This window comes from Frondihabitans sucicola (assembly GCF_030296615.1).
Classification (GTDB): domain Bacteria; phylum Actinomycetota; class Actinomycetes; order Actinomycetales; family Microbacteriaceae; genus Frondihabitans; species Frondihabitans sucicola.
The window spans coordinates 415,510-440,197 of the sequence record NZ_AP027732.1; the positions used below are offsets into that span (position 1 = coordinate 415,510).

23 protein-coding genes and 4 pseudogenes are annotated in these 24,688 nt (G+C 68.5%); 8 read left to right on the plus strand and 19 right to left on the minus strand.

All coding sequences use genetic code 11. The features are described 5' to 3' along the window. The first annotated feature begins 75 nt into the window (after positions 1–75). The 4 genes from QUE79_RS02155 (at position 76) to QUE79_RS02170 (ending at position 2,798) form a co-directional block, all read left to right on the plus strand. Positions 76–1,344, plus strand: coding sequence for a hypothetical protein (locus tag QUE79_RS02155; RefSeq protein ID WP_286345219.1), 1,269 nt, complete (start codon positions 76–78; stop codon positions 1,342–1,344). A 111-nt stretch (positions 1,345–1,455) separates the two neighbouring features. After that, entirely contained in the window at positions 1,456–1,827 is a 372-nt protein-coding gene (locus QUE79_RS02160) for a hypothetical protein (RefSeq protein WP_286345220.1), read from the plus strand. Between the two features lie 141 nt (positions 1,828–1,968). Next, positions 1,969–2,412: a pilus assembly protein CpaE gene (locus QUE79_RS02165; protein WP_286345221.1), complete on the plus strand. Its 444-nt coding sequence runs from the start codon at positions 1,969–1,971 to the stop codon at positions 2,410–2,412. A 221-nt stretch (positions 2,413–2,633) separates the two neighbouring features. Next, positions 2,634–2,798: a hypothetical protein gene (locus QUE79_RS02170; protein WP_286345222.1), complete on the plus strand. Its 165-nt coding sequence runs from the start codon at positions 2,634–2,636 to the stop codon at positions 2,796–2,798. A gap of 10 nt (positions 2,799–2,808) precedes the next feature. On the opposite strand, the gene QUE79_RS02175 is transcribed toward QUE79_RS02170, so the two are convergent. The 9 genes and pseudogenes from QUE79_RS02175 to dnaK all read right to left on the minus strand — a co-directional run bounded on the left by QUE79_RS02175 (position 2,809) and on the right by dnaK (position 11,528). Next, positions 2,809–3,939 (minus strand): class I SAM-dependent methyltransferase, encoded by a 1,131-nt coding sequence (locus QUE79_RS02175; RefSeq protein WP_286345223.1) that lies wholly within the window; start codon positions 3,937–3,939, stop codon positions 2,809–2,811. 22 nt (positions 3,940–3,961) lie between these two features. After that, the gene (locus QUE79_RS02180; RefSeq protein ID WP_286345224.1) at positions 3,962–4,375 is read right to left on the minus strand and encodes a hypothetical protein; all 414 of its coding nucleotides are present in this window, start codon (positions 4,373–4,375) and stop codon (positions 3,962–3,964) included. A 51-nt stretch (positions 4,376–4,426) separates the two neighbouring features. Further along, complete coding sequence (locus QUE79_RS02185; protein ID WP_286345225.1) at positions 4,427–5,206, minus strand: SGNH hydrolase domain-containing protein; 780 nt, start codon at positions 5,204–5,206, stop codon at positions 4,427–4,429. Positions 5,207–5,559: 353 nt separating this feature from the next. Then, a pseudogene (locus QUE79_RS02190) lies at positions 5,560–6,591 on the minus strand (acyltransferase family protein); the annotation flags it as partial. Positions 6,592–6,752: 161 nt separating this feature from the next. Further along, entirely contained in the window at positions 6,753–7,502 is a 750-nt protein-coding gene (locus QUE79_RS02195) for an aminoglycoside 3'-phosphotransferase (RefSeq protein WP_286345226.1), read from the minus strand. Between the two features lie 5 nt (positions 7,503–7,507). Beyond that, positions 7,508–7,918: a heat shock protein transcriptional repressor HspR gene (locus QUE79_RS02200; RefSeq protein ID WP_286345227.1), complete on the minus strand. Its 411-nt coding sequence runs from the start codon at positions 7,916–7,918 to the stop codon at positions 7,508–7,510. Between the two features lie 47 nt (positions 7,919–7,965). Next, a complete protein-coding gene (locus QUE79_RS02205) occupies positions 7,966–8,964 on the minus strand; it encodes a DnaJ C-terminal domain-containing protein (RefSeq protein WP_286345228.1) in 999 nt (332 codons plus the stop codon). An 89-nt stretch (positions 8,965–9,053) separates the two neighbouring features. Continuing rightward, positions 9,054–9,665 (minus strand): nucleotide exchange factor GrpE, encoded by a 612-nt coding sequence (locus QUE79_RS02210; protein WP_286345229.1) that lies wholly within the window; start codon positions 9,663–9,665, stop codon positions 9,054–9,056. 3 nt (positions 9,666–9,668) lie between these two features. Continuing rightward, positions 9,669–11,528, minus strand: a complete 1,860-nt coding sequence (gene dnaK / locus QUE79_RS02215; protein ID WP_286345230.1) for a molecular chaperone DnaK — start codon at positions 11,526–11,528, stop codon at positions 9,669–9,671. A gap of 457 nt (positions 11,529–11,985) precedes the next feature. Between dnaK and QUE79_RS02220 the strand changes: the two genes are divergently transcribed. From QUE79_RS02220 to QUE79_RS02240, 4 genes and pseudogenes are all read left to right on the plus strand, one after another. Continuing rightward, positions 11,986–12,651, plus strand: a complete 666-nt coding sequence (locus QUE79_RS02220) for a response regulator transcription factor (RefSeq protein WP_286345231.1) — start codon at positions 11,986–11,988, stop codon at positions 12,649–12,651. Beyond that, positions 12,648–13,847: a sensor histidine kinase gene (locus tag QUE79_RS02225; RefSeq protein ID WP_286345232.1), complete on the plus strand. Its 1,200-nt coding sequence runs from the start codon at positions 12,648–12,650 to the stop codon at positions 13,845–13,847. The genes QUE79_RS02220 and QUE79_RS02225 overlap by 4 nt, the downstream gene beginning before the upstream one ends. A gap of 74 nt (positions 13,848–13,921) precedes the next feature. Further along, positions 13,922–14,886: pseudogene (locus QUE79_RS02235) on the plus strand (DUF8320 family protein). 23 nt (positions 14,887–14,909) lie between these two features. After that, positions 14,910–16,292: an MFS transporter gene (locus QUE79_RS02240; protein WP_286345235.1), complete on the plus strand. Its 1,383-nt coding sequence runs from the start codon at positions 14,910–14,912 to the stop codon at positions 16,290–16,292. A 60-nt stretch (positions 16,293–16,352) separates the two neighbouring features. Here QUE79_RS02240 and QUE79_RS25050 read toward each other — a convergent pair whose 3' ends face one another. The 10 genes and pseudogenes from QUE79_RS25050 to QUE79_RS02275 form a co-directional block, all read right to left on the minus strand. Next, positions 16,353–17,018, minus strand: coding sequence for a DUF1648 domain-containing protein (locus tag QUE79_RS25050; protein ID WP_350271733.1), 666 nt, complete (start codon positions 17,016–17,018; stop codon positions 16,353–16,355). Between the two features lie 198 nt (positions 17,019–17,216). Next, positions 17,217–18,059 (minus strand): DsbA family protein, encoded by an 843-nt coding sequence (locus QUE79_RS02245; protein ID WP_286345236.1) that lies wholly within the window; start codon positions 18,057–18,059, stop codon positions 17,217–17,219. Positions 18,060–18,145: 86 nt separating this feature from the next. Further along, entirely contained in the window at positions 18,146–18,769 is a 624-nt protein-coding gene (locus tag QUE79_RS25055; RefSeq protein ID WP_350271616.1) for a family 1 glycosylhydrolase, read from the minus strand. 187 nt (positions 18,770–18,956) lie between these two features. After that, a pseudogene (locus tag QUE79_RS25060) lies at positions 18,957–19,319 on the minus strand (family 1 glycosylhydrolase); the annotation flags it as partial. A gap of 10 nt (positions 19,320–19,329) precedes the next feature. Next, entirely contained in the window at positions 19,330–19,512 is a 183-nt protein-coding gene (locus QUE79_RS25065) for a hypothetical protein (RefSeq protein ID WP_350271617.1), read from the minus strand. After that, positions 19,509–21,068: an ABC transporter ATP-binding protein gene (locus QUE79_RS02255; RefSeq protein WP_350271618.1), complete on the minus strand. Its 1,560-nt coding sequence runs from the start codon at positions 21,066–21,068 to the stop codon at positions 19,509–19,511. Before QUE79_RS02255 ends, QUE79_RS25065 begins: the two co-directional genes overlap by 4 nt. Next, positions 21,065–21,907 (minus strand): ABC transporter permease, encoded by an 843-nt coding sequence (locus QUE79_RS02260; protein ID WP_286345237.1) that lies wholly within the window; start codon positions 21,905–21,907, stop codon positions 21,065–21,067. The genes QUE79_RS02255 and QUE79_RS02260 overlap by 4 nt, the downstream gene beginning before the upstream one ends. Before the next feature lie 100 nt (positions 21,908–22,007). Continuing rightward, positions 22,008–22,988 (minus strand): ABC transporter permease, encoded by a 981-nt coding sequence (locus QUE79_RS02265; protein ID WP_286345238.1) that lies wholly within the window; start codon positions 22,986–22,988, stop codon positions 22,008–22,010. Continuing rightward, complete coding sequence (locus QUE79_RS02270; protein WP_286346819.1) at positions 22,985–24,103, minus strand: ABC transporter substrate-binding protein; 1,119 nt, start codon at positions 24,101–24,103, stop codon at positions 22,985–22,987. Before QUE79_RS02270 ends, QUE79_RS02265 begins: the two co-directional genes overlap by 4 nt. Then, positions 24,004–24,651, minus strand: a pseudogene (locus QUE79_RS02275) (ABC transporter substrate-binding protein); the annotation flags it as partial. The gene QUE79_RS02270 and the pseudogene QUE79_RS02275, both read right to left, overlap by 100 nt. Positions 24,652–24,688: the final 37 nt, after the last annotated feature.

Genomic DNA, 24,688 nt, shown 5'->3' on the forward strand with positions numbered 1-24,688 from the left:
ATCACCGAGGACGGCAAGCAGGGCGTCGTCGCCACCGGCACCGTCATCGCCAACGGCAACTGGTCGATCAACGGCGTGACCCTCGACGACAAGGAGCACAAGCTCGTCGTCACGCAGGTCTCCAAGGGCAACAACACCACGACCGCCAAGGTCACCCTGAACGCGGGCGAGACCGGCGTCACCCAGCCGTTCCAGCTGACGACCCCGAAGGACGGCGCGACGATCGTCTCGCCTGACAACTCCGTCGAGTTCACCGGTCTCGGTACGACGGGCTCCACCGTCGAGATCATGAACACCTACAACAGCCGCGTCGTCGCCTCGAGCACCGTCGGCTCCGACGGCACCTGGAAGTCCTCCGGCGTCCTCGGCTTCGGCGAGCAGAAGCTCCGCGCCAAGGTCACCCTGCCCGGCAACGGAATCGAGAACACCTACTTCGCCGTCACCGTGAAGGCTGCAGAGGGTGTCACCCAGCCGTTCGAGGTGAGCAGCCCCAGCCACAACTCGACCGTGGTCGCCCCGACCAACCTCGTCGACTTCGCCGGCAAGGGCACCACCGACTCGACTGTCGAGATCATCAACACGTACAACGGGCGAGTCGTCGCCACGACCAAGGTCGCCGACAACGGCACCTGGAAGGTCACCGGCGGCGTCGGCTTCGGCGTGCAGAACCTCAAGGCCGTCACGACCCTCCCGAGCGGAAGCCAGAGCGAACTGCCGCTGACGATCACCGTCAACGCGACCCAGGGCGTCAGCAAGCCGTTCGCCCTGACCACGCCGAAGAACGGCGACACCGTCATCGCCCCGAACAACGAGGTCACGTTCTCCGGCGAGGGCACCACCGGTGCGAAGGTCGAGATCTGGACCGTGAACGGCGGCGCCTCCCGCGTCGTCGCCGCCGCGACCGTCGGCGAGAACGGCACCTGGACCACGGGCAAGGGCTTCCTCAGCCACCAGGGCTACAACCTCCAGGCGCGCTACAGCATCAACGGCGGCCAGCCGACGCTGACTCCGTTCAGCATCACCGTGAAGGCCAGCGCGAACGTCATCCAGCCGTTCGCCCTCACCAACCCGAGGGATGGCGACACCGTCGTCACCCCGAACGGCATGGTCACCTTCAAGGGCGTCGGCGCAGCCGGCGCCAAGGTCGAGATCATCAACGACCTCGGCGGCGCATTCGAGCGAGTCGTCGCATCCGGCACCGTCCAGACCGACGGCACCTGGAGCGCGACCGGCGGCCTCAACCCGAACCAGACCTACCCGCTCTGGTACTCGCACACCCCGGGCGCGAACGGTGGCGCGCAAGCCGACGGCACGTTCACCATCACCACCACCCCCACCAAGTAACACCAAGCACCACCAAGCACCACCAAGCACCACCGGCGGGGCCCCCGCGAGGGGCCCCGCCACCCCACCCACTTCCCCGCCAGAACCACGACTCCTGGAAAGACACAACCCATGAAGAAGACCCCGCTCCTCGCCGCCGTCCTCGGCGCGACCGTCATCGCCGCTCTCGCCGGCTGCACCAGCTCCGCCACGACGACCGCCGACAAGACCCCCAAGCCGACTCCCACGAGCAGCGCCACCACCGACGCCGCCGCTCCCGTCGTCAACAAGTGCGTCGACGGCCAGGCCCTCCTCACGGGCACCGCCACGTCGAACGATCTCGCCAGCGGTTGCGACACCGTCTACGTCCTGATGAACGACGCCACGATCGACCTCGGCCCGACCAAGAAGCTCGTCTTCGAGGGCACGGGCAACAAAGTCACGCACACCGGCGAGAAGCCCGAGATCGTCGGCGGCGAGAAGAACACCGTCACCGCGAAGTAGCGCTCACCACCTCAGACGGGTGGCCAGACGACAGCCGAAGGGCGCCTCCACGCGAGGCGCCCTTCGTGCTCGGGCGAGATGATACTGCGCGAACCGACGACGATGAGAGCGCTCACAGCAATCCTCGCCGATACTGGTCGGATGATCGACGTCGCTCTCGCCCGAAACCTCCACGACGCAGGACTCCGGTGGCGTCCGGCCACGGGAGACCGGTTCCTCATCGACAGTGCGGCCTTCGAAGACGACGACGGCGACGCCCAGATCTTCACGATCAGCGAGATGACGATCGAGGCGCACACCTACCCGACCGGAACCGAGCTCGGCTTCAACGGCACCACCGAGTGGGCGCTCGACTCGGTCTCGACCGACGACTCGCTGTGGCTCCCCCGCGAAGACCAACTGCGCGACCTGCTCGGCCCGACGTTCCACGCGCTGACCCGAACCGAATCCGGCGACTACGAGGTCAGCACCACCATCGGCGGCGAGATCCAGCTGTTCACGGCACCGGACGCCGAGAACGCCTACGCCAGCGCGCTCCTCGCCTACATCGACGCGTCGCTCCGCATCGAAGAGCGGCTCGAGTGAGCGCGGTGGAGGGGGCGTCGAGCGACGGCGCAGGCCTCGCGTTCACCCTCGCAACGGTTCGCAACGGCGGCTCCAGCAAGCTGAGACGAATCTCGCTCTGTGAGAACGCCCCGTGAACATTCACGGGAAAGCTTGCACTCTGCGAAAAGCAGGAGAAAACTAACGGAACCTCGGATCAGGGGCCGTGCGTGACGAAGACGTAACGCTATCGGGAGGCGACCATGTCGGAATCGACCACAGACGACGCAACGCGCCACGAGCGCGAAGAAGAAGAGGTCCGCGAGGCCCTTCTCGGGGATGCGAGCGAGCGCAACACCGCCTGGCTGTTCGAGCAACTCGGCGAGCCGGGCATCGCGCTGCTGCACGACCGCGACCCGCGCGACTGAATCGAGCGCGCTACGCCTTGACCGACACGGTCACGGTGAACTTCGGGTTGCGCGTCACCTGCCGCGTCTCGCCCACGACCGCCGCGAGCGTGTCGCGGTGCTTCAGGTGCGAGTTGTAGACAGTCCAGAGTTCGCCGCCCGGTCGGAGCACGCGCGAAGCGGCCTCGAACAACTTCAGGGCGACACCCGGCTCGACCGCGGCATCGACGTGGAACGGCGGGTTCAAGAGCACCAGATCGCAGGATCCCGGCGCCTGCGACGACAGCGCGTCGTCGCGAACCACGGTCACCCGGTCGGCGACCCCGTTCAGCTCGGCCGTGGCAGCGGTGGAGGCGACCGCGGAAGCGGACTGGTCGGACGCGATGACGCGCGCCGCCGGGCGAGCGAGTGCCGCGCTGACGGCGAGCACGCCCGACCCGCAGCCGAGGTCGACGATGACCTCGGCGGCCGGCGAAGCCTGCGGCAGTACCTCGAGGAGGGCGCGCGTGCCGATGTCGATCTTCGATCCGGCGAACGTTCCGCCGAAGGCCGCGACGGCGAGGCCGACACCGAGCTCGTCGTGCCGCTGCGTGCGGGGCCACGGAGACTCGACGGGCGGGTCGACCGGCTCGGACGCCGTGAGCACCCGCGACTTCTGGCGGGCCAGCCCCGCGTACACCACGGAGAAGTGCTCCCGCAGCACGTCGTTCATGCCGATCGTCATGTGCTTGAGGCGGCCCCCGGCGTAGACGACGACCTCGGGGTGCGCGTGCGTGGCGATCAGCCCGACGATCTCGTCGAGGGCGGCCAGCGACCTCGGCAGCTGCAGGAGGACGACCCGCGCGCCCGCGAAGAGCTCCGGGGAGAGCGGCAGCGACCTGGAGACGTCGGACAGTCCTGCTTCGGCGGCATTGGCGGCCAGGGCCAGCTCGCCGACGAGAGGATCTTGGAAGACTCGGATACCCGTCAGGCCGTGCAGGTGGGCGGCGCCGAGGGTCAGCGCCCCGTAGTGGTCGCCGACGGTGACGAGCTCGCCGGGCGCCAGACCCGCGAGCGACGTCGCGGCCTCATCGAGGAGGAGGCGGTCGGTGGCGTCGACGGCGACGAGGTTCGGAGCCTCGAAATCGGGCCGGCGGCGGAGGTCGGCGAAGTCGAAAGGCATGCGACAACCCTACGGGCACGCGTCAGGTGACGATGTCGAGCAGCTCGCCGGTGCCGGTGAGGCGGAAGCGCGGCGATTCGGTGACGACCGTCGTCTCCGGCGACGGTGGGACGAAGAACCCGGCCGAGCTGAGCGCCCTGCCGTGGATCACGGATCCTGCCATGGCCCAGATCTCTCCGTCGTTCGTCGACACCGACCCGTCGAGCGTGCCGGCGATCTCGAGCAGGCCACCCTCGTGCACGGAGATTCTGGCCGTGCAGGTGCCACTCAGCAGCACGTACCCGCCGGGTTCGATGGTGAGGCGGTCGGCCACGACCCCGCGAAGGTCGAGCGACCCGCCCTCGCAGACGACGACGCCGCGCTGGGCGGTGCCGGTGAGAACGGTTGGCTCCTCGACGACCAGAGGATGAGAGAGAGCCCCTGACAGCTTCTTCATGGCTCGACCATAGGCCCAGGGCAGCCCCGTGTCGACGACGAGGTGCGCGCATCACCCGACACCGACCGAGAACCGGCCGGTGGCCGCCAACAGCTCGCCGAGGGAGGGAGCGATCTTGCGCGCGTACTCGAGCGTGAGGTGGCTGCGATCCGTTCGGACCGGCGTCGTGCCGACGAACGCCGGACAGGCTCCGCTGGCGCAGACGAGCGAGCGCGAGTCGACGAGGGCGAGGTCGAGCTTCTGCGCCACGGAGCGCTCGGCGGCCAGTCGCGTCGTCCACGAGCCGGGCAGCCGGAACGCGCACGATGTCGGGGTGCTGCGGGGCGTGTAGCACTCGGTGACGTCGGTGCCGGAGGGAGGGGCGGCGAGCAGGATCACCTCTCCCACCGATCCCGAGAAGCGCGAGACGAGTGCAGAGAGGCCCTCGGCCCACGCGTCGGAAATGACGCTCGATGCTTCGCCGACCGCGGTCACCGGCCGGTACGTGTTGGCGATCACGACGACGTCGGGCTTGGACGCCGTCAGATCGGCGATGGTCGCCGTGCGGTTGGCCGCGCACGCCCGTCGCTCGGACTCGTCCGGGGCGAAGTCGATGTCGACGAACGGGCAGCCGAAGACGCCGCGCGATTGAACCCTCCAGGGCGATCCCGGCCTGTCGGCGAGCGTCCGGAAGGCCTCCAGGTAGGTGACGGCCATCGAGTCTCCGACGAGCGCCACGGTCTTCGTCGCAGAGCCCCGGCCGAAGGTGCAGGACGCCGCGGAGTAGCCCGTCGGCGACGCACACGCCCCCACCGCGGCCGTCGCCTGCGGAGAGCCGATCGCGTCGTCCATCGTCGGTGTCGTCGCCGGCCACGCGGCCGCCGCGAGAGCCGCTCGGATCTCGCCGGAGAGGGCATCCCCTCCGGCGTCGTCGACGGACCTCCCGGGGTCGGCCCCGTTCCTCGGGTCGGCCCGGCCTCGAGGGACAGGGGCGCGGGCGTCGGATGCGCGCGCGAATCGATCACGGCCGCGGCGGTCACGACCGTCGTCACGCCGACCAGCGAGCCGACTCCCCACCGCCGAAGAGAGCGACCGTAGTCGGTCCACCAGGTCTGCCACGCGGTCGACCTGTCCTTCTGACTCTGCTTGGCCAGAAGAGGCGAAGCGATGACCGGCTTCTCGACCAGGTGGTACGTGACGGCCGCCAGCAGCACCGAGACGACGACGATGACGACTCCGAGAACGGGTGCTCGAACCGTGCCGCCGGCGAGCAGGATCAGGACCGGGAAGTGCCAGAGGTACAGCGAGTACGACACGCTCCCCAGCGCGACGCTGAACCGGTTCGTCAGGGGCGGGAGGGTGATCCGCGTGCTCCCGCAACCGGCCGCGATCACCAACGCTGCACCGAGCACGGGAGCGAGCGCCATGGGCGCCGGCACGCCCGACGACTCGTCGACGACGACGAAGGAGGACACGACGACCGCGAGCCCCACCCAGGCCGCGACGAGCCGAACGGCGCGCGGCAGGCGCCGGCAGAGCGGCTCGCACGCGGCGAGCAGCGCGCCGACCCCCAGCTCCCAGGCGCGCGTGAACGTCGAGAAGTAGCTGGCGGTGGGATTTGACGCCGTGTCAACCGTCGCCCACACGTACGACGCCGTGATGAGGACGCCGACGACGGCCACGACGAGCCGACGAGACGCCGCCTCTCGCCCCGCCCCCATCGCGGCGATCGTGACGAGAAGCAGGAGCGGCCACGCGAGGTAGAACTGCTCCTCGACCGACAGCGACCAGAAGTGCTGGAGCGGAGACTCGGGGCCGTTCGCCGTGAAGTAGTCGGTCCCCGTCGCGGCGAAGTGCCAGTTCGACGCGAACACGCCCGACCAGAGCGCGTCCCCGACCACGTCGGCGAAGCGAGCGGGGTTGAACACCAAGCGCGCTGCGACGAGCGTGACCCCCACGACCAGGACTGCCGCGGGAAGGATCCGCTTCACTCGGCGACGGTAGAAGTCGGCGAGGGAGACGCGGCCCGTGCGCTCGTACTCGCGGAGCAGGAGTCCCGTGATGAGAAAGCCCGAGATGACGAAGAACACGTCGACGCCGAGGAAGCCGCCCCGAGGCCAGCCGAAGACGTGGCCGATGAGCACGCCGACCACGGCCAGGGCTCGAAGGCCCTGGATGTCGGCGCGCCTCGGCGAGAGACCGCTCGAGGGGGATGTCGGTCTGGTGGGGAGGCGCACGGGATCGCTGCTTCCTGGTCGGAGCGGATCTCGGCGGTACGGCGCCGACGGACAGTGACCCCGCCGTCAGGACGACCCGACGGCACGGGTCAGCACCCTGGGGATTTATGTACAGTACATCAGGAGCGTGCCGGACGCAGCGGCGGCACGGGCCGCGTCGATCAGGTGGCGTCCCAGAGACGACGGTAGAAGGCGATGCGGGCGGGGTCGGGGGCGATGCCGTAGGCCTCGAAGAAGACGCCCTCCCAGCCGTCGCCGTAGTTCCAGCCGAGGCTCATCGAGGCGACGGCGAGGTCGGCCCAGCGGTCGGCGACGCCGAGGGCGTCGAAGTCGACGTGGCCCGACCAGGTGCCGTCGTCGAGGAGGAGGGTGTTGGGCACGCAGGGGTCGCCGTGGCAGACCACCAGGCGGTCGATCGGGGGCTCGGGGCCGAGAGCAGGATCGGGGGTCGACGACCAGCGAGACGAGCGCGCCTTCCGCGACGCGACCGACCAGTCGAAGGGGCACTCGTCGACCGGCAGAGCCTCGTGCAGGCGGCGCAGCCCCGAGCCGGCGGCCTGCACGGCCAGGCGCGGCGACGACCGCCAGCGACGGGCGACGGCGCTTCGCCCGGGGAGGCCGGCCGTGACGAGCCAGCGCCCTTCCGCGTCGGCGCCCTCGGCCAGGACGCGTGGGACGGGCGAGTAGGCGGCGGCCCACCGCAGGCGCTCGGCCTCACCGGTGAGGTCGAGTTCGACGTCGGGAGGCGCCCACTTGGCGAACCGCCGGACGTCTCCCTCGCCGAGCTCGAACGTGATCCCGCCCAGTTCGTTGAGCCAGACCGGACGGATCGCGTCGCCCGCGGCGATGGCCGTCACCGCAGCCGGGACCGGGATGACGTCGTCCTCGTCGGGGATCTGAACGGTCTCCATCGGAGCTAGCGGGACGGCTTCCAGAGCACGATCGAGGTCTCGCGACGCGGCCTCGTCCCGTGCCGCAGCGGGACGACGGCGCCGGTCGCGCCGGCCGCGAAGACGCGAGAGCCCGGGCGGTTGAGCAGCTCGTCGGCGAGCGCCGACTCGAGCTCGCGGACGCGTGACTGCAGCGCCGCCACGTGGTTCTCGAGCTCGAGGATGCGCTTGATGCCCTCGAGGCTCACGCCCTCGCCCGACAGCCGGCCGATCTCGCGGAGCTGGTTGACGTCGCGCATCGAGTAGCGGCGCGACTTGCCCGCCGTGCGAGTCGGCACGACGAGCCCGAGGCGGTCGTACTGGCGGAGCGTCTGGGGGTGCATGTCGGCCAGCTCGGAGGCGACCGCGATCGCGAAGATCGGTGAGAACTCGTCCATGGTCGGCCTCCTAACCGGCAGGATCACGCGATGCGCGTGATGCGAATCTAGTTGCGACGCGCCCGATCGATGAGATCGGCACGGGGGTTCTCGGCGGGAAGCGCCGCGGCGAGCGCCTCGACGGCCTCCTTCGCCTTGTCGCTGAGGTGCGACGGGACGGCCACCTGGACGGTGGCGAGCAGGTCGCCCTTGCCCTCCTTCGTCTCGACGCCGCGCCCCTTGACGCGCAGCACGCGACCGGAGGGCGTGCCGGGGGCGACGCGGAGTCGCACGGGGTCGCCACCGAGCGTGGGAACCTCGATGGTCGCGCCGAGCGCCGCCTCGGTGAAGGTCACCGGCACGTCGAGGCGGAGGTTCAGGCCGTCGCGCTCGAAGACGGGGTGCGGTCGGACCGCGATCGTGAGCACGATGTCGCCGGCCTCGCCACCGTCGAGGCTCGACTCGCCGCGCCCGCGCAGGCGGATCTTCTGGCCGTCGTGGACCCCCTGCGGGATCCTGACCTTGATGGGTTTGCCCTGCGACTGGGTGAGCGTGATCGTGTCGCCGACGATCGCCGTGTGGAAGTCGAGCGTGGTCGAGGCGATGATGTCGCGCCCCTTCGTCGGGCCGCCGTTGCCACGGAAGCCGCCGGAGGTCTGGCCGAAGCCGCCGCCACCGAACATGCCGCTGAAGATGTCTTCGAAGCCGCCGCCCGACGAGAACCCGCCGCTGCGGCGACCACCGGGCTGCTGCCCGAACATGCCGCCGAAGACGTCTTCGAAGCCGCCCCCGCCGCCCTGACCGCCGGCACCCGCCGTGAACCGGGCACCGTTGCCCATGGCGCGGATCTGGTCGTACTCTTTGCGCTGCTCCGGGTCGGAGAGCACCGAGTTGGCCTCGCTGATCTCTTTGAACTTCGACTCGGCCGCGGCATCGCCGGGGTTGGAATCGGGGTGGTACTTACGCGCGAGCTTGCGATAGACCTTCTTGAGCTCGGCCGGCGTGACGTCTTTCGAGACGCCGAGGACGGCGTAGAAGTCCTTGTCGAACCAGTCCTGGCTTGCCAAGTGGCGCCTCATTCCTTGTGTTTCTGAAGCTTAGTAAGTAAGGGGCGGCGGGCCCCGGAAGGAGCCCGCCGCCGATGACGCTGGTGTTTCTAGGCCGGGACCGAGACCGCGACCTTGGCCGCGCGGAGAACCCGCTCGCCGAGGACGTAGCCGGGCTCGATCACGTCGGCCACCGTGTTGACGGTGACGTCGGGCGAAGGCAGCTGCACGATCGCCTCGTGGAACTTCGGGTCGAACACGTCGCCCTTGGCCCCGATCTGCGTCAGCCCGAAGCGGTCGAAACCGCTGCGGAGCTTCTGCGCGATGACGACCATCGGCCCCTCCTGGAGGTCGCCGTGCTGCTCGGCGCGACTCAGGTCGTCGAGGGCCGGCAGGATCGCGCGGATCACCTCGGCCACGACGACCTCGCGGTTGGCCTCCCGGTCGCGTTCGACACGCTTGCGGAAGTTGACCAGCTCGGCCTGCGCCCGGAGCATGTCCTGGCGCATGTCGGCGACGAGGTCGACGGAGGCCTGGTCGAGGATGGCCTCGTCTTCTGGGCTCAACTCGACATCGGGGCCTTCGGCCTCGACGAGCTCCTCCGCTCCGTCGACGTCGGCGGTGCCGCCGTCTTCGGAGGGAGTGGCCGCAGGGGATTCGTCACCAGCACCGCGAGGTTCGATCGGCTCTTCTTCGGGGGTGCCGTTCGTTTCGTCAGCCATCGACTACTTCTTGTCGTCTTCGTCGTCCACGACCTCGGCGTCGACGATGTCTTCGTCGTCCGCCGCGGGCGCGCCCTCGGGAGCCTCCTCGGTAGGAGCGGAAGCGGAAGCCTGGTCGGCCGCGTAGAGCGCCTGACCGATCTTCTGCTGGCTCTCGGTGAGCTTGTCGACGGCCGGCTTGATGGCCGCCTCGTCGTCGCCGGCGAGCGCGGACTTCAGCGAGTCGACGTCGCCCTGCACCTCGCTCTTGACGTCGGCGGGGAGCTTCTCGTCGTTCTCCTTGAGGAGCTTCTCGATCGAGTAGACCAGCTGCTCGCCGGTGTTGCGGAGCTCGTTTGCCTCGCGGCGTGCCTTGTCTTCTGCGGCGTGCTCCTCGGCCTCGCGGACCATGCGCTCGATGTCGTCCTTCGAGAGCGACGAGCCGCCCGAGATGACCATCGACTGCTCTTTGCCGGTGCCCTTGTCTTTCGCGGACACGTGGACGATGCCGTTGGCGTCGATGTCGAAGGTGACCTCGATCTGCGGGATCCCGCGCGGAGCCGGGGCGATACCGGTCAGCTCGAAGGTACCGAGGTTCTTGTTGTCGCGGGTGAACTCGCGCTCGCCCTGGAAGACCTGGATTGCGACCGACGGCTGGTTGTCGTCGGCGGTCGTGAAGGTCTCGCTGCGCTTGGTCGGGATGGCCGTGTTGCGCTCGATGAGCTTGGTCATCGCGCCACCCTTGGTCTCGATACCGAGCGAGAGCGGCGTGACGTCGATGAGCAGGACGTCCTTGCGCTCGCCCTTGAGGACACCGGCCTGGAGAGCGGCGCCGACGGCGACGACCTCATCGGGGTTGACACCCTTGTTGGCCTCCTGGCCGCCGGTCAGCTGCTTGACGACCTCGGAGACGGCGGGCATACGCGTCGATCCGCCGACGAGCACGACGTGCGCGATGTCGGCGACCTTGACGCCGGCCTCCTTGATGACATCGTTGAACGGCTTCTTGGTGCGGTCGAGCAGGTCGGAGGTCCACTGCTCGAACTGCGAGCGCGAGATGGTCTCGTCGAGGTTGAGCGGGCCGTCGGCGGTCAGCGTGAGGTACGGGAGCTGGATGCTGGTGCTCGTCGAGGACGACAGCTCTTTCTTGGCCTGCTCGGCGGCCTCCTTGAGGCGCTGCTTGGCGATCTTGTCGTTCGAGAGGTCGACGCCGTTGGCGTCTTTGAACTTCTTGATGAGGTGCTCGACGATGCGGTTGTCCCAGTCGTCGCCACCGAGGCGGTTGTCACCGGAGGTGGCGCGCACCTGGATCGTGGAGAAGTCTTCGTCTTTGCCCACTTCGAGCAGGGAGACGTCGAAGGTACCGCCACCGAGGTCGAAGACCAGGATGAGCTCGTCTTCTTTGCCCTTGTCGAGGCCGTAGGCGAGCGCCGCAGCGGTCGGCTCGTTGATGATGCGCAGGACGTTGAGGCCCGAGATCTCGCCGGCCTCCTTCGTCGCCTGACGCTCGGCGTCGCCGAAGTAGGCGGGGACCGTGATGACCGCGTCGGTCACCTCTTCACCGAGGTACTGCTCGGCGTCGCGCTTGAGCTTGCCCAGGATGCGGGCCGAGATCTCTTGCGGGGTGTACTTCTTGTCGTCGACGGCGACGGTCCAGTCGGTGCCGATGTGGCGCTTGACGCTCGCGATGGTGCGATCGACGTTGGTGACGGCCTGGCGCTTCGCGGTCTCACCGACGAGCACCTCGCCGTCTTTCGTGAATGCGACGACCGACGGGGTGGTGCGAAGACCCTCGGCGTTGGCGATGACGGTCGGCTCGCCGCCCTCGAGGACGGCGACCACCGAGTTGGTGGTACCGAGGTCGATTCCTACTGCACGTGCCATGTGGCTGTTCTCCTTTGTCGTGCTCGATGTAGCTAAAGTCTGAGTGCCGGGGTTGAGTCCGACAGGCTCAAGTTTACTGGCGCACGACACGGAGTCAAGTTCTGAAGCTGAAAGTTGAGCCTGAACGACTCAAGTTTTTGCGAAGTCGTGCGGGCGCACGAAAAAGCCGCCCGGAGGCGGCTCGAAGAAGAAGGGGAGGGCTGCCGCGACCCCGGACACAGCACGACCGTGGCCCCCACCGGTTGTGTCGTCCCCGCAGATGTCGCGGCAGCCCCTCTATGGCGCTCTCGATGATTCGGGCATCGAGGTCGGCGTCTCTTCCGACAGAAACAGAATCCCACCGTCCGAAACAGTTCGACAGAATCACAAGTGATGGCACCCGAACGGGGGTACGCATCCGAGGACACGGTACCGTGGCGTAAATCGAGGAACCATAGACTTTTGCCAGGAGGCTCCGATGAGCGATGCGACCGCCCTGCCGGTTCTGCGAGTGGCCCTGGTCGAAGACCACGAGATCGTCGCCGTCGGGTTCGCCGAACTCCTGCGAGAGTATCCCGACATCCGCGTCGTGGCCGTCACCCCCACCGTGCGAGAACTCGATCTGACCGCCACCCCGGTCGACCTGGTCGTGCTCGACCTGCGGTTGGGCGACGGCTCCAGTGCCACGGACAACATCCGGTCGCTGCTCGACGCCGAGGTCGACGTGCTGATCCTGACGGCCGCCGAAGATCCGCACGCGATCCGGGCCGCCGCCAAGGCCGGGGCGCTCGGCATCGTGCGCAAGTCGCAGCCCGTCGAAGAGCTCGTCGAAGCGATCCGCGACGCAGCGAGCGGTGCGACCGTCGCCGGCCTCGACTGGGCGGCCGCGATCGACGGCGACGCGGGGCTCGCCGACGCCGGCCTCAGCGCCCGGGAGCGCGAGATCCTGGCCCTCTACGCCTCCGGCGAGAAGGCGCAGTCGGTCGCCTACCTGACGAACCTCTCGAAGTCGACGGTCGCCAACTACGTGAGCAGGATCCGCGCCAAGTACGCCAACGCCGGGCGCCCCGCGCACACCAAGGTCGACCTGCACCGCCGCGCGGCGGAGGACGGCCTGATCAACGAGGACGGACCGCGGGGGTGATCCTCGGGGGCGGTCGGCACCTGGGTGACGCCGAGCTGCGGGTCACCAGGATCCTCTACCTGTCGATCGGAATCGGGGCCCTGGTCTACGGCGTCGTCGGCAATGCGAAGGCGACGGAGCAGTTCGCGGCGCTGAACCCGTGGTGGGCGCACGTGACCTGGTACGGGGCGGCGGTCGCGCCGATCCTGCTCGGTGTCCTGGCCATGTGGGCGCCGATCCGCGTTCTCGACACGCTCGCCTCCGCCTACGGGCTCTTCTTCGTCGGTGTCATGGCGACCTGGAAACTGGCGATGGTGGCGCCGATGCTGCCCGGCAGCAACTCGCCCTGGACGAACGACTTCATGACGGTGGCCGCCATCTCCATCGCGATCTCGTGGCGGATGCGCTCGGTCTGGGCGTACGTGCTCGTCACGGCGCTCCTCTCGGGCACCATGCGCTATCTGGCCGACCCCGAGATCGGCTGGAAGCTGCCCATCCTCGACTTCTCGTACAACCTGCTGTTCGACTGCGTCTTCGTGGCCATCACCCTGGTGACGCGAGCGAGCGCCAAGCGCCTCGACCGGGCTGCGACCGCGGCGCGGCGGAAGACCTCGCTCGAGGCGGAGGCGTCGGCTCGCGTGCAGCAGCGCATCCGGATCGACGCCCTGGTGCACGACCACGTCCTGTCGGCGCTCCTCATCGCCTCCCGCGCCGACGGCGTGCCGACTCCGGCGCTCCGCGAGCTCGCCTCGGCGACCCTCGGCATGCTGCGCGACGACACCCTCCTGCCGCCGGTCCCGCTGGCGCTGGACGACTTCGTGAATCGGCTGCGCTCGTCGGTCACCAGCCAGAGCGACGGCATCGGCTTCGAGGCGACGGTCGACGGCTCGGGCACGATCCCGGCCGACATCGCGCAGGCGCTCCTCGAGGCCACCGCCGAGGCCGTCCGGAACTCGCTGCGGCACGCCGACCGCGACGAGCGACCCGCGTGGCGTCAGGTGACCGTGGTCTCGACCGTCGACGGCATCGAGATCCGCGTCAGCGACAACGGACGAGGCTTCAACAGCCGCAGGATCCCGCCCGAGCGGCTCGGGGTGCGCGTCTCGATCCTCAACCGGATGGCGACCCTGCCGGGTGGCCGCGCCGGAATCGAGAGCGCCCGCGGGGTCGGCACGCGCGTCGCCCTCGGCTGGTCGGCGACGGAGGCGGCGGCGTGAGCACGAACGAGACGCCGAGCTTCCTGCAGCTGACCGGGCGCGGCACGACAGCGCTCTTCGTCCTCTTCGCCGTGGTGCACACCGCGGTCGGCATCTACGGGCTGCGATCGGACAAGGTGCCGGTGCTCTCGCTGGTCGCGCTGGCGCTGATCCTGGCCGCCGGCTACTTGATGACTCTGCCGCGAGACGATCCCTTCCCCGGAACCTCACGATCCTGGTCGTGGTCCTGACCAGCCTGGGGTCACTGAACGTCTGGAACCTGCCCGACACGGGCTGGCCGGGCTGGGCGACCTGGGGCTGGGGCGCCGTCACCTTCGTGCTGTTCCTGCTGACCCTCCGCGGGCGCCCGGCCTGGGCGTGGATCGGCTTCGGCATCATGACGCTGCTGACCCTCGTCTGGAGCGTGCAGGTGGGCCGCGGCGTCGGAGGCGGAATCGGCTTCGTGCTGCGCTCGGCGGTGCTCGTCCTCGTCGTCTGGCTGTTCTCGATCCTGCTCTCGCGGACCAGGGTGTCGATCCGCCGCCTGCAGCGCGCCGAGCTCGGGCGGGTGCGCGCCGAGGCGGCGTCCTCCGCGGCACTCGAGGAGCAGAACTCGCGCCTCGACCAGCTGCGGGCGGTGTCGATCCCGGCGCTGCAGCGGATCCTGTCGGCCGAGGTGCTGACCGAGGAGGACCGCCGGTCGTTCACCCTCGTGGAGGCCGCCCTGCGGGACCAGCTTCGCGCGAGCAATCTCGCGACGGCCTCGGTGGCCGAGGCGGCGACCCGGGCGCGGTCGCGGGGCGTCGACGTCTCGCTGCTCGACGACCGCGCGGGAGCCGACGTGCCGCCCGTGGTCCGCGAACGGATCGAGGCGGCGCTGCTCGAGCATCTCGACGCCGCGACCAGCGGCAGGATCGTCGCGCGGCTGCTCCCGGACGGCCGCGACTCGATCGCGACCGTGCTGGCCTCGGACGGCGAGGAGACGACGCGCGTCGTCATCAGCGAGGACGCCTCCGACGCCGGCGACGCGCCGCCGCAGGGCGCTGCTACCGCTCGTTAACCGGTTCGCGGTAGCGTCCAGCCATGACCGAGGCGACGCTTGCCGACACCAGCCCGATCCCCCGTCGCCGCATCGTCTCCTGGGCGCTCTGGGACTGGGGCTCCGCGGCGTTCAACGCGGTCGTGACCACCTTCGTCTTCAGCACGTACCTGGCCTCGTCGTCGTTCGTCTCGCCGGCGATCGTCGCGGCCGCCGGCGACGACGCGTCGAACCCCGCCCTCGTCGCCGCGAAATCGCACAACGCCACGGTCATCTCGACCGCGCTGACCATCGCGGGGATCCTGGTCGCGCTGCTGGCGCCGATCCTGGGGCAGCGCTCCGACGGGTCCGGGCGGCGCAAGCGCTGGCTCGGGATCAACTCCGCCGTGCTGGTGCTCGTGATGGCGGCCATGGTGTTCGTGGTGCCCGCGCCGCCCTACCTGCTGCTGGGCGCCACACTGCTCGCCGTCGGCAACCTCGTCTTCGAGTTCGCGGCCGTCAACTACAACGCGATGCTCGTGCAGGTGTCGACCCCGAAGACCATCGGCCGGGTGTCGAGCTGGGGCTGGGGCGCCGGCTATCTCGGCGGGATCGTCCTGCTCCTCCTGCTGCTGGTGCTCTTCCTGCAGAGCTTCGGGGTCGACGGGCAGACGGGTCTTCTGGGGCTCGCGTCGACTCCGGCGGGCGGCGTGTGGAGCGTCCGGATCGCGATCCTGGTCTCCGCGGTCTGGTTCGGGGCGTTCGCGATCCCGCTGCTGCTGGCCGTGCCCGAGATCCCCGCGCACGATAACCGCGAGGGCAGGATCGGGATCGTCGCGTCGTACCGGAAGCTCGGCCACACGATCGCTCAGCTCTACCGCAAGAACCCGCAGGTGCTCCTCTTCCTCGTGGCGTCGGCCGTGTTCCGGGACGGCATCGCGGCCGTCTTCACGTTCGGGGCGATCATCGCGTCGCAGGTGTTCGGCTTCACGTCGAGCGAGGTCATCTACTTCGCGGTCGCGGCGAACGTGATGGCGGGCATCGGCGCCTTCGCGGCCGGCAACCTCGACGATCGTCTCGGCGCCAAGGCGATCATCGTGTTCTCGCTCGTCGGCCTCGTCGTCGCGGCCGTCGCGATCCTGTTCGTCGGCGACGGGAAGCTCGGTTTCTGGATCTGCGGGCTGTTCCTGTCGATCTTCGTCGGGCCGGCGCAGTCGGCCTCCCGGTCGTTCCTGGCGCGGGTGACGCCGAGCGGTCGCGAGGGCGAGGTGTTCGGCCTCTACGCGACGACCGGGCGCGCCGTGAGCTTCCTGGCTCCCGCGCTGTTCACCCTCTTCGTGACGCTCACCGGCAACACCCGCTACGGCGCGATCGGAATCGCGATCGTCCTCGCCGCAGGGCTCGCCCTCCTCGTACGGGTGCACCCGGTGCAGCGCGAGATCGACTGACCTCGTCGCCGGGCGAGGGCGGGCGTCAGTCGTGGGTGAGATCTCGCCAGCTGCTTGTCGTCAGCGAGTCTCGTTCATGAGCTCACGGAGGAGAGTGACGCCGCGCTCGGGCGACTTGACCGTGACTGCGAAAAGTCGTCCGTCGAGTCTCGTTATGACCAGACCTGGTCCACTGTGAAGGATGATGCCACGCTTCCCGGGCAGGATGCGGTAGCCCCATCCTCCCCAGTGCGACGGACAGTCACGATGGCCAACGCGGGTCGTTGACTGGTTTGGCGCTTTCTGGGGGTGGGCTCTTCCAACGGCCGCCCAAACAGGCAAGCCATAGAATATGCCGACCACAGAAAGAGGGGCGGAGGCACCACTGAGAATCATGCCCGAGGGGAGCGAAGCTCCCGCAATGACGATCCATGCGCTGCAAGCCATCCCGGAGAATGTGCCTGCCAAGATCACCGGAAGAGCTGCGTCAGCGGGGAGCCGCGCGTCGTTCAAGAAAACCATGGCGAGCACGACGGCAAGAATGGGGACGATGAGGCACCCAGCGAGGAGTTCCCACGTCGCCGTGTACCCGTCGACTCGGCCCTGACTGTTCCAGTGGGACGCCGTGCGGTGTGGCAGGCGGCCCCACCAGTGCACTGCCGTCACAACGATCACGGCAACGGGCGCTGCGAGCAGGACAGCGATCACGCCACCTCGAGCTGAAGCCAAGGCGCTTCCTCGCAACATCACGAGATCCTTTCGATGACGGGTTGTGCATCGGGCCGGGTCAGGCAGCGCGCTTTGTCGACGAACTGACCAAGACGGTTCAGGATGTTGCCCTCGGCCATTTCATTAATGTCTCTAATGTCTTAGTTAGCCGTAGGAATGTAAGATACTGACAGCTAGGTATCCAGCAAGTTTGTCGGCGGCAAGCGAGGGCAGGCGTCAGTCGTGGGTGGTCGACTCGCCGATCGCGGTGGTGACGAACTCGGTGAACGGCTGCTCGCCCCTCCACTCCTTGCCGTCGACGACCACCGTGGGGGTACCGCGGAAGGCCGTGACGTCGGTGCCGGGGAAGTGGCCCTTGACGGCCCGCTTCGTCGCAGCGGTGACCCAGGGCGCGAAGCGCTGGTCGTCGAGGCAGGCGAGGACGCGATCGCGGGCCGTCAGACCCGCCACGCCACCGACGACGTCGGCCAGCTCGGAGTCGCTGAGGCCCGGTGAGTGCTCGGCCGGCTGGGCGGCGAAAAGCGCCCGGTTGACCGCGAAGAAGGAGTCGGGCGCGAGGTCGGCGACGCAGACCGCGGCGGCCGCGGCCCGGGTGGCGTACTTCGTGCCCTGCGAGACGCGGTCCATGATGGCGATCGGGTGGAACTCGACCGTGGCGGCCCCCGACTCGACCACCTTCGACAGGTAGTCGCCGTTCTCCTCTTCGAAGGCCCGGCAGTTGGGGCAGAGGTAGTCGGCGTAGAGCTGGATCGAGACCGTCTTGCCGTCGGTGGCGGTCTCGGTCGGGATCGGGTCGGAGCCTACCTCGACCGCGGGCGCACGCTCGGCCCGGAAGCCCTCGCCGACGACGATGCCGTCGCTGGCGAGGTTGCGCGGAGCCACCGCGCCCGGCGACGGACTCGTGACGAGCACCAGCACGACCGCCGTCAACGCCGCGACGACGGCGACGAGCACGCCGGAGCAGACGAGGACCTTCGTGCGACGTTCGCTCCGGCGCCGAGCGGTCATGGCCTGCTGGGCGCGCCTCTTCGCGGCGATGCGTCTCCTGCTCGCGGCCATAGATGTGCCTCCTGATCGTCGGGTCGAAAAAGTCGACGATCAGGATATGTATTTCACATGCAAAAACGCTGAGAAGGGTGGGCCCGTCAGACCAGGGCGTTGGCCTTCGCGACCTCGCCGTACCAGTGGGCGCTCGGCTTCGGGGTGCGCTCGAAGGTCTCGTCGTCCCAGGCGATCAGACCGAAGGTCGGCTTGAACCCGGAGGCCCACTCGTAGTTGTCGAGGGCGCTCCAGTGCTGATAGCCCAGCACCTCGATCCCCTCCTCGATCGCCTGGTGCAGGCCTTCCAGCGCTCCGCGCGTGTACGCGATCCTGCGCTCGTCGTCGCCCGTGGCGATACCGTTCTCGGTGACCATGACCGGGACGTGGGAGCTGAGCTCCCAGGCGCTGCGGACACCCTCGGCGGCGGCGGGCGGGTAGAACTCCCAGCCGGTGAGGGTGGTCTCGAGCCCCTCGGCGACGGGGCGCGGTCCCTCCGGGCCGATGAACGTCTGCGTGTAGGCCTGCACCCCGACGAAGTCGTTGCCGGCCGCACGTTCGAGGTACCAGTCGTCGCGGGGGTAGCCGTAGGTCTTCAGCATCTCGGCGGCGCCCGGCTCGTCGACGGCTTTGAACGCCTGCGTGGCGACGGTCCAGCCGGTCTTCAGACCGGACACCTGCGAGAGCACCTCGCGGGAGCGATCGTGCGACGCCAGGAGCGCATCGGCCACCTGGAGGTCGGGGTTGGGGAGGCCGTACGCGACGAGGTTCGCGGCGTCCTCTCCCCGGCGAGCATCGCGGCGATGTTCGGCTCGTTGATGGTGCAGACGTAGCGGACCCCTCGGCGACGACCGGCAGGGCGGTCTCGGTGTAGCGGGCGAACAGGTCGGCCGCGTCGGGGGCACGCCAGAAGCCGTCGCGCTCGAACCAGCGGGGCACGGTGAAGTGCATCAGGGTGACCACGGGCTCGATGCCGAACTCGTGACAGGTGTCGACCATGCGGCGGTAGTGATCGAGCTCGGCGCGCGAGACGTAGCCGCGCTCGGGCTCGATCCTGGCCCACTCGATGCTGAAGCGGTACGAGTTGAGGCCCAGGTCGGCCAGCGTCTTGATGTCGTCGCGAAAGCGGTGGTAGCTGTCGGCGGCGTCTCCGGAGGGTTCGACGATGCTCGTGCCGGGCGTGTGCTCGTGCACCCACCAGTTGCTGTTCACGTTGTTGCCCTCGATCTGGTGTGCGGCGGTGGCCGCGCCCCAGAGGAAGCCGTCGGGGAAGGTGAGCAAAGGAGTTCTCCTAGAAGGTTCGCTTGGGGTTGGGGACGGCGTCGAGGAGGGCGACCGTGTAGGCGTCGACGGGGCGCTGCAGGACCTCCGCCGTCTCCCCTCGCTCCACGACCTCTCCGTCGTGCAGCACCATGATGTTGTCGGTGATGAGCCGCGCCGAGAGCAGGTCATGCGTGATGTAGAGCAGGCTCACCCCCACTTCTCGCGCAGGTCTTCCAGCAGGGCGAGCACACCAGCGCGCAGCGACACGTCGAGCATCGACACGGGCTCGTCGGCGATGATCACCTGCGGGTCGCAGGCCAGGGCGCGCGCGATGACGACGCGCTGGCCCTGACCACCGGAGAGCTGGTGCGGCAGCTTGGCCGCGAACTGCTCGACCGGCGTGAGCCCCACCGTCTCGAGGAGCTCGAGCACCCGGCGCCTGGCATCCTGCCCTTTCAGGCCCGTGAAGTTCACGACCGGGCGCATGAGCGTGTACTCGACCGTGTGCAGCGGGTTGAGCGCGGCGTACGGATCCTGGAAGACCATCTGGACGTTCCGGTGCAGATCGCGGAGCTTGCCGCGGCCCAGCTTGGCGACGTCGAGGCCGCCGAACGTGATCGAGCCCTCGCTGGGCTTCTCGACGCCGGTGATCATCTTGGCGATCGTCGACTTGCCTGACCCGGACTGGCCGACGAGCGCCAGTGACTGACCGGGCTCGAGCGTGAACGACACGTCGCGGACGGCGCGCACCGGCTGTTCGCCGCGGCGAGGCGGCGGGTACGTCTTGGAGACGTGCGACACGACGATGCTCTCCTGGGCCACGCTGACCGACCGGGTGACGACGGTCGGGGCGTGCTCCGGCGCAGCGGCTGCGCTGCGAGCCTCGCCGGCGGCCTGCCGGAGCCTGCGGTCCTCGAAACCGGGCAGCGAGACCACCTCTGCCCGGGGGTCGGCGTAGTGACTGAGCAGCATCTTCGTATACTCGGCCGTCGGGGCGTTCAGGATCTCGGACGACGGGCCGTCCTCGACGATGACGCCCTCGTGCATGACGAGCACGCGCTCGGTGGCCTCCAGCACGATGCCGAGATCGTGGCTGATCAGGACCGCCGTGAAGTTCTCGGCCTTCTGCAGCTCGCGGATCGTGTTCATCACGGCGTGCTGCACGAGCACGTCGAGGGCGGTGGTCGGCTCGTCGAACACCATCAACTGGGGTTCGAGCGAGAGGGCGAGGGCGATCGAGACGCGCTGCCGCATCCCGCCGGAGAGTTCGCCAGGGAAGCGGTCGAGCGTCGCCGCGGGCAGCTCGACCTTGCCGATGAGCTCGCGCGCCCTCTCCTCCCGGCGATCGTGCGGCACGTGGCCGTGCGCCTTGAACACGTCGAAGAAGTGGTGGCGGATGCTTCGCACCGGGTTGAGCGCGTTCATGCCGGACTGCAGCACCATGGCGAACCCGCCCTGCCGCTGCTCGCGGAGCGCTTCGGCGTCGATCGACGCGATGTCCTTGCCGTCGAACAGGATGCGGCCGTTGCTGATCCGGGCCGGCGGCTTGGCCAGGCGGGTCAGCGCGAAGCCCAGCGTCGACTTGCCCGAGCCCGACTCGCCGACCAGGCCGACGAACTCGCCGCGGCGGAGGTCGAACGAGACGTTCTCGACCGCAGAGGTGGGCTCGGCGCCCCGGGGCTCGTAGACGACGCTCAGGTCGCGGACCGACAGGAGGATGTCGGGCGACGTGGCCGGAGCATCCTGCGTGGTTTCGGTGATGGTCATCGTCCACTCTTCCCTTCGCGGAGACGCGGGTTCGACAGACCGTCGACACCGAAGTTGATGAGCGTGAGGCTCGTGGCGAGCAGGGCGATGCAGAGGCCGGGGGCGAACAGCAGCGACCACTGGCCGGTGAGCAGCGCGTTGGAGTTCTGCGCCCAGAAGAGCATCGTTCCCCAGCTCACCGTCGACGGGTCGCCGAGACCGAGGAACTCCAGGCCGGCCTCGGCCAGGATCGCGGACGTCGCGGCACCGAAGAAGTTGCCGACGATCAGCGAGGTCATGTTCGGCAGGATCTCGCGGAACACGATCCGGAACGGACGCTCGCCACTGAAGACCGCCGCGGTCACGAAGTCGCGGCCGCGCAGCGACTGCGTCTGGCTGCGCAGGACGCGCGCTCCCCAGGCCCAGCCGGTGATGACGACGACCAGGATGATCATCCCGATACCGCCGTTCTGCAGGTAGGCCGCGATCACGATCATCAGCGGCAGGCCCGGGACCACCAGGAACAGGTTGACGAAGAAGTTGATCACGTCGGCCCACCAGCCGCGGACGTAGCCCCAGCTGAGGCCGATCAGCACCGCGACGACGGTCGACAGGAGTCCGGCGACGAAGCCGACGAAGACGCTGATCCTGGCGCCCTGGATCAGCTGGCTGAGCACGTCCTCTCCGGCGGCGGTGGTGCCGAGCCAGTGGGAGGCGGAGGCGTCCGCGCTGCGAGCGAAGGTCGTCGCGCTCGGGTCGTACGGGGTGAGCAGCGGCGCGAAGATCGCCACGAGGACGAACACGAGCAGGATGATCACGCCGATGCGCGCCTTCGTGTTCGACCAGACCGTCGCGGTCACGCGCCCCACGACCTGGAGGGGCTGGCTCCGGCCGCGATGGGCGGCGGAACCGGCATCGAGGTCGTGGGCGGGGCAGTAGGGGTCGTCGTCATCGCCGTCTCTACTTTCTGGTTCGCGGGTCGAGGACGCCGTACAGGATGTCGACGAGGAAGTTGGCCAGCAGCACGCTGACCGTGATCATCAGGAACAGCGCCTGCATCAGCGGGTAGTCCTGGTTGGTGACGGCCTTGAGCAGCAGGTAGCCGATGCCGGGGTACCCGAACACCGTCTCGACCAGCACCGAGCCGCCGACGACACCGCCGAGAGCCAGACCGAAGCTGGTCAGGTTCGGCAGGATCGCGTTGCGGGCGGCGTACCGGATCGCCACGGTGCGCGGCTTGAGGCCGTTCGCCTCGGCGAAGGTGACGTAGTCGTCGCCGAGGGTCGAGATCATCGTGTTGCGCATGCCGAGGATCCAGCCGCCGAGCGAGGTGATCAGGATCGTGATGGCCGGCAGGATCGCGTGATTGACCGCCGACCCGAGGAAGTCGCCGTTGAACCCGGGCACGTTGGTGACGCCGTAGGCGCCCGAAGTTGGGAAGATCTTGAACACGTAGCCCAGGAAGAACAGCAGGAGGAGAGCCGTCCAGAAGTAGGGGAACGCGCTCGCAAACGATCCGCCGAGGGTCGGCAGCGAGTCGAGCCAGGTGCCGCGCTTCCAGGCCGCGAGCACGCCGAGGAGCGTGCCGCAGACGAACGCGATGATCGTCACGAGGCCGACGAGGATCAGCGTGTAGGGCAGCGCCTGCCCGACGAGCTCGGCCACCGGTTGCGGATAGAAGGTGTAGCTCACGCCGAAGTGCAGCGTCACGACCTGCTTGAGGTACTGGCCGTACTGCTCGATCAGGTTGCCGTTGGGAACGCCGAGCTGGATCTCGATCGCCTTGCGGGTGGCCGCCGTGACGGGACCGTTCTGCGATAGCTTCGCGACCGCGGCGTCGGCGGGCGACCCCGGCATGAGCCTCGGCAGCACGAAGTTGAGGGTGATCGCCGCCCAGAGGGTCAGGATCAGCAGGCCGACCTTGCGGAGTGCGTACGTCACTTGGCGGCCTCCTTCTTCTTCAGGTGCGTGAGGATGAGCAGCGAGGTCGAGACGTAGGTCTTCGGACTCGTGTACGGGTCTTTCGCGCTCGGCCAGCCGGTGAACTTCTGGGTACTGAACAGGCCCCAGGAGCCGCCGTAGTAGAGGCCGATCGACGGGAGCTCGTCGTAGTAGATCTGCTGGAGCTGATAGCCGAGCTCCATCTGATCCTGCGGGTTCGTCGTGGTCTTGAACCTGTCGAGGATGGCGTCGACCTTGGCGCTCTTGTAGCGGCCGAAGTTGTTCGCGGCCTGCTTTCCGATCGGCGTGTAGAACTCGCTCGAGAGGTTGTTGGCGAAGTCCTGGTAGACCGACCCGGTGCCACCGACGCTGCCCATGGCGAGCTGGAAGTCGCCGTTTCGAAGGGCGAGCTGGTAGGCGGCGGGTTGCGGTTGCTTGGTCTTGACGGTGATGCCGACCTTGGCCCACTCCTTGGTGATGGCCTGCACCGCACGGAGCCAGTCGGAGTAGCCGTTGGCCGTCGTGATGCTGACCGTGAGCGGAGCGCCCGTCTTGTCGACGAGCTTGCCGTTCTTCATCGTGTAGCCCGCCTTGGCGAAGTACGACAGCGCCGTCTTGTCGTTCTGCGTGATCAGGCCCTTGTCGGGGATCGCGGGGTTGAGCAGCGACTCCTGGTTCGGCAGCAGCATGCCGGTCTGGCCGGCCTGCTGCATGTAGCCCTCGGCTGCCGCGTCGCCGACGCCCTTCCGATCGAGCGCGTAGCTGAGGCCCTTGCGGAAGTTGACGTCGTTGAACGGCTTCTCGGTGAGGTTCGGGAACAGGCTGATCGTGCCCCCGGCGGGAACCAGTAGGTGTTCGTCGGGTTGGCGGCGTTCCAGGTGCCCTTGACGTCGCTGATGAAGGAGAACGCCCAGTCGTAGCCCTTGGTCACGACGTCGAGCTGCGTGTTGCTGGCCGGGAGCACGAGGTGCTGGACCTTGACCTTGTCGGCCTGCCAGTAGAGCGGGTTCTTGTTCATCGAGTACTCCTGCGGCGTGAAGTTGCCGAGGGAGTACGGCCCGGTCGCGACGGGGTTCGGGTTCGTGAAGGTCGAGGGGTCTTTCACCTTCGACCAGATGTGCTTCGGCACGATCTGGGTCTGCTCGATGATCTGTGCCGCGGGCACGTCGTCGCCCTTGAGGTGCACGACCACGTCGTCGCCCTTCACCTCGACGCTCTTCATGTACTGCCAGGCGCCCTTGAGGTCGAGGCTCGGGTTCTTCTTCAGCATGTCGAAGGTGAACTCGACGTCGGCCGGCGTGAAGGCCTTGCCGTCGCTCCACTTGACGCCCTTGCGAATCGTGAACACGACCGTCTGAGGGTCGGGGATGCTGGTCTTCGTCGCGAGCCAGGGCACCTCCTTGCCGTTGAGGTCGTTCAGGATCGCCAGCGGCTCGAACATGTACCAGGACGCGATGCGCGTGTTCGGCAGGAAGGGGTTGAACACCCGCTGCAGGGAGGGGCTGCCGGTGTCGGCGGCGATGAGCATCGTGTCGGAGCCGAGGCTCGGATCGGGCGCGCTCTTGATGTCGATGCTGCAGCCGGTGAGCACCAGCGCGGTGGCGACGATCGCGACCAGTGCGGACGCGGCTCTTCTCGCTCTTCTCGGTGGGGTCGTGTGCATCGTTGCCACGGGCTTCCTCTGTCTTCGTCGTCTTCGT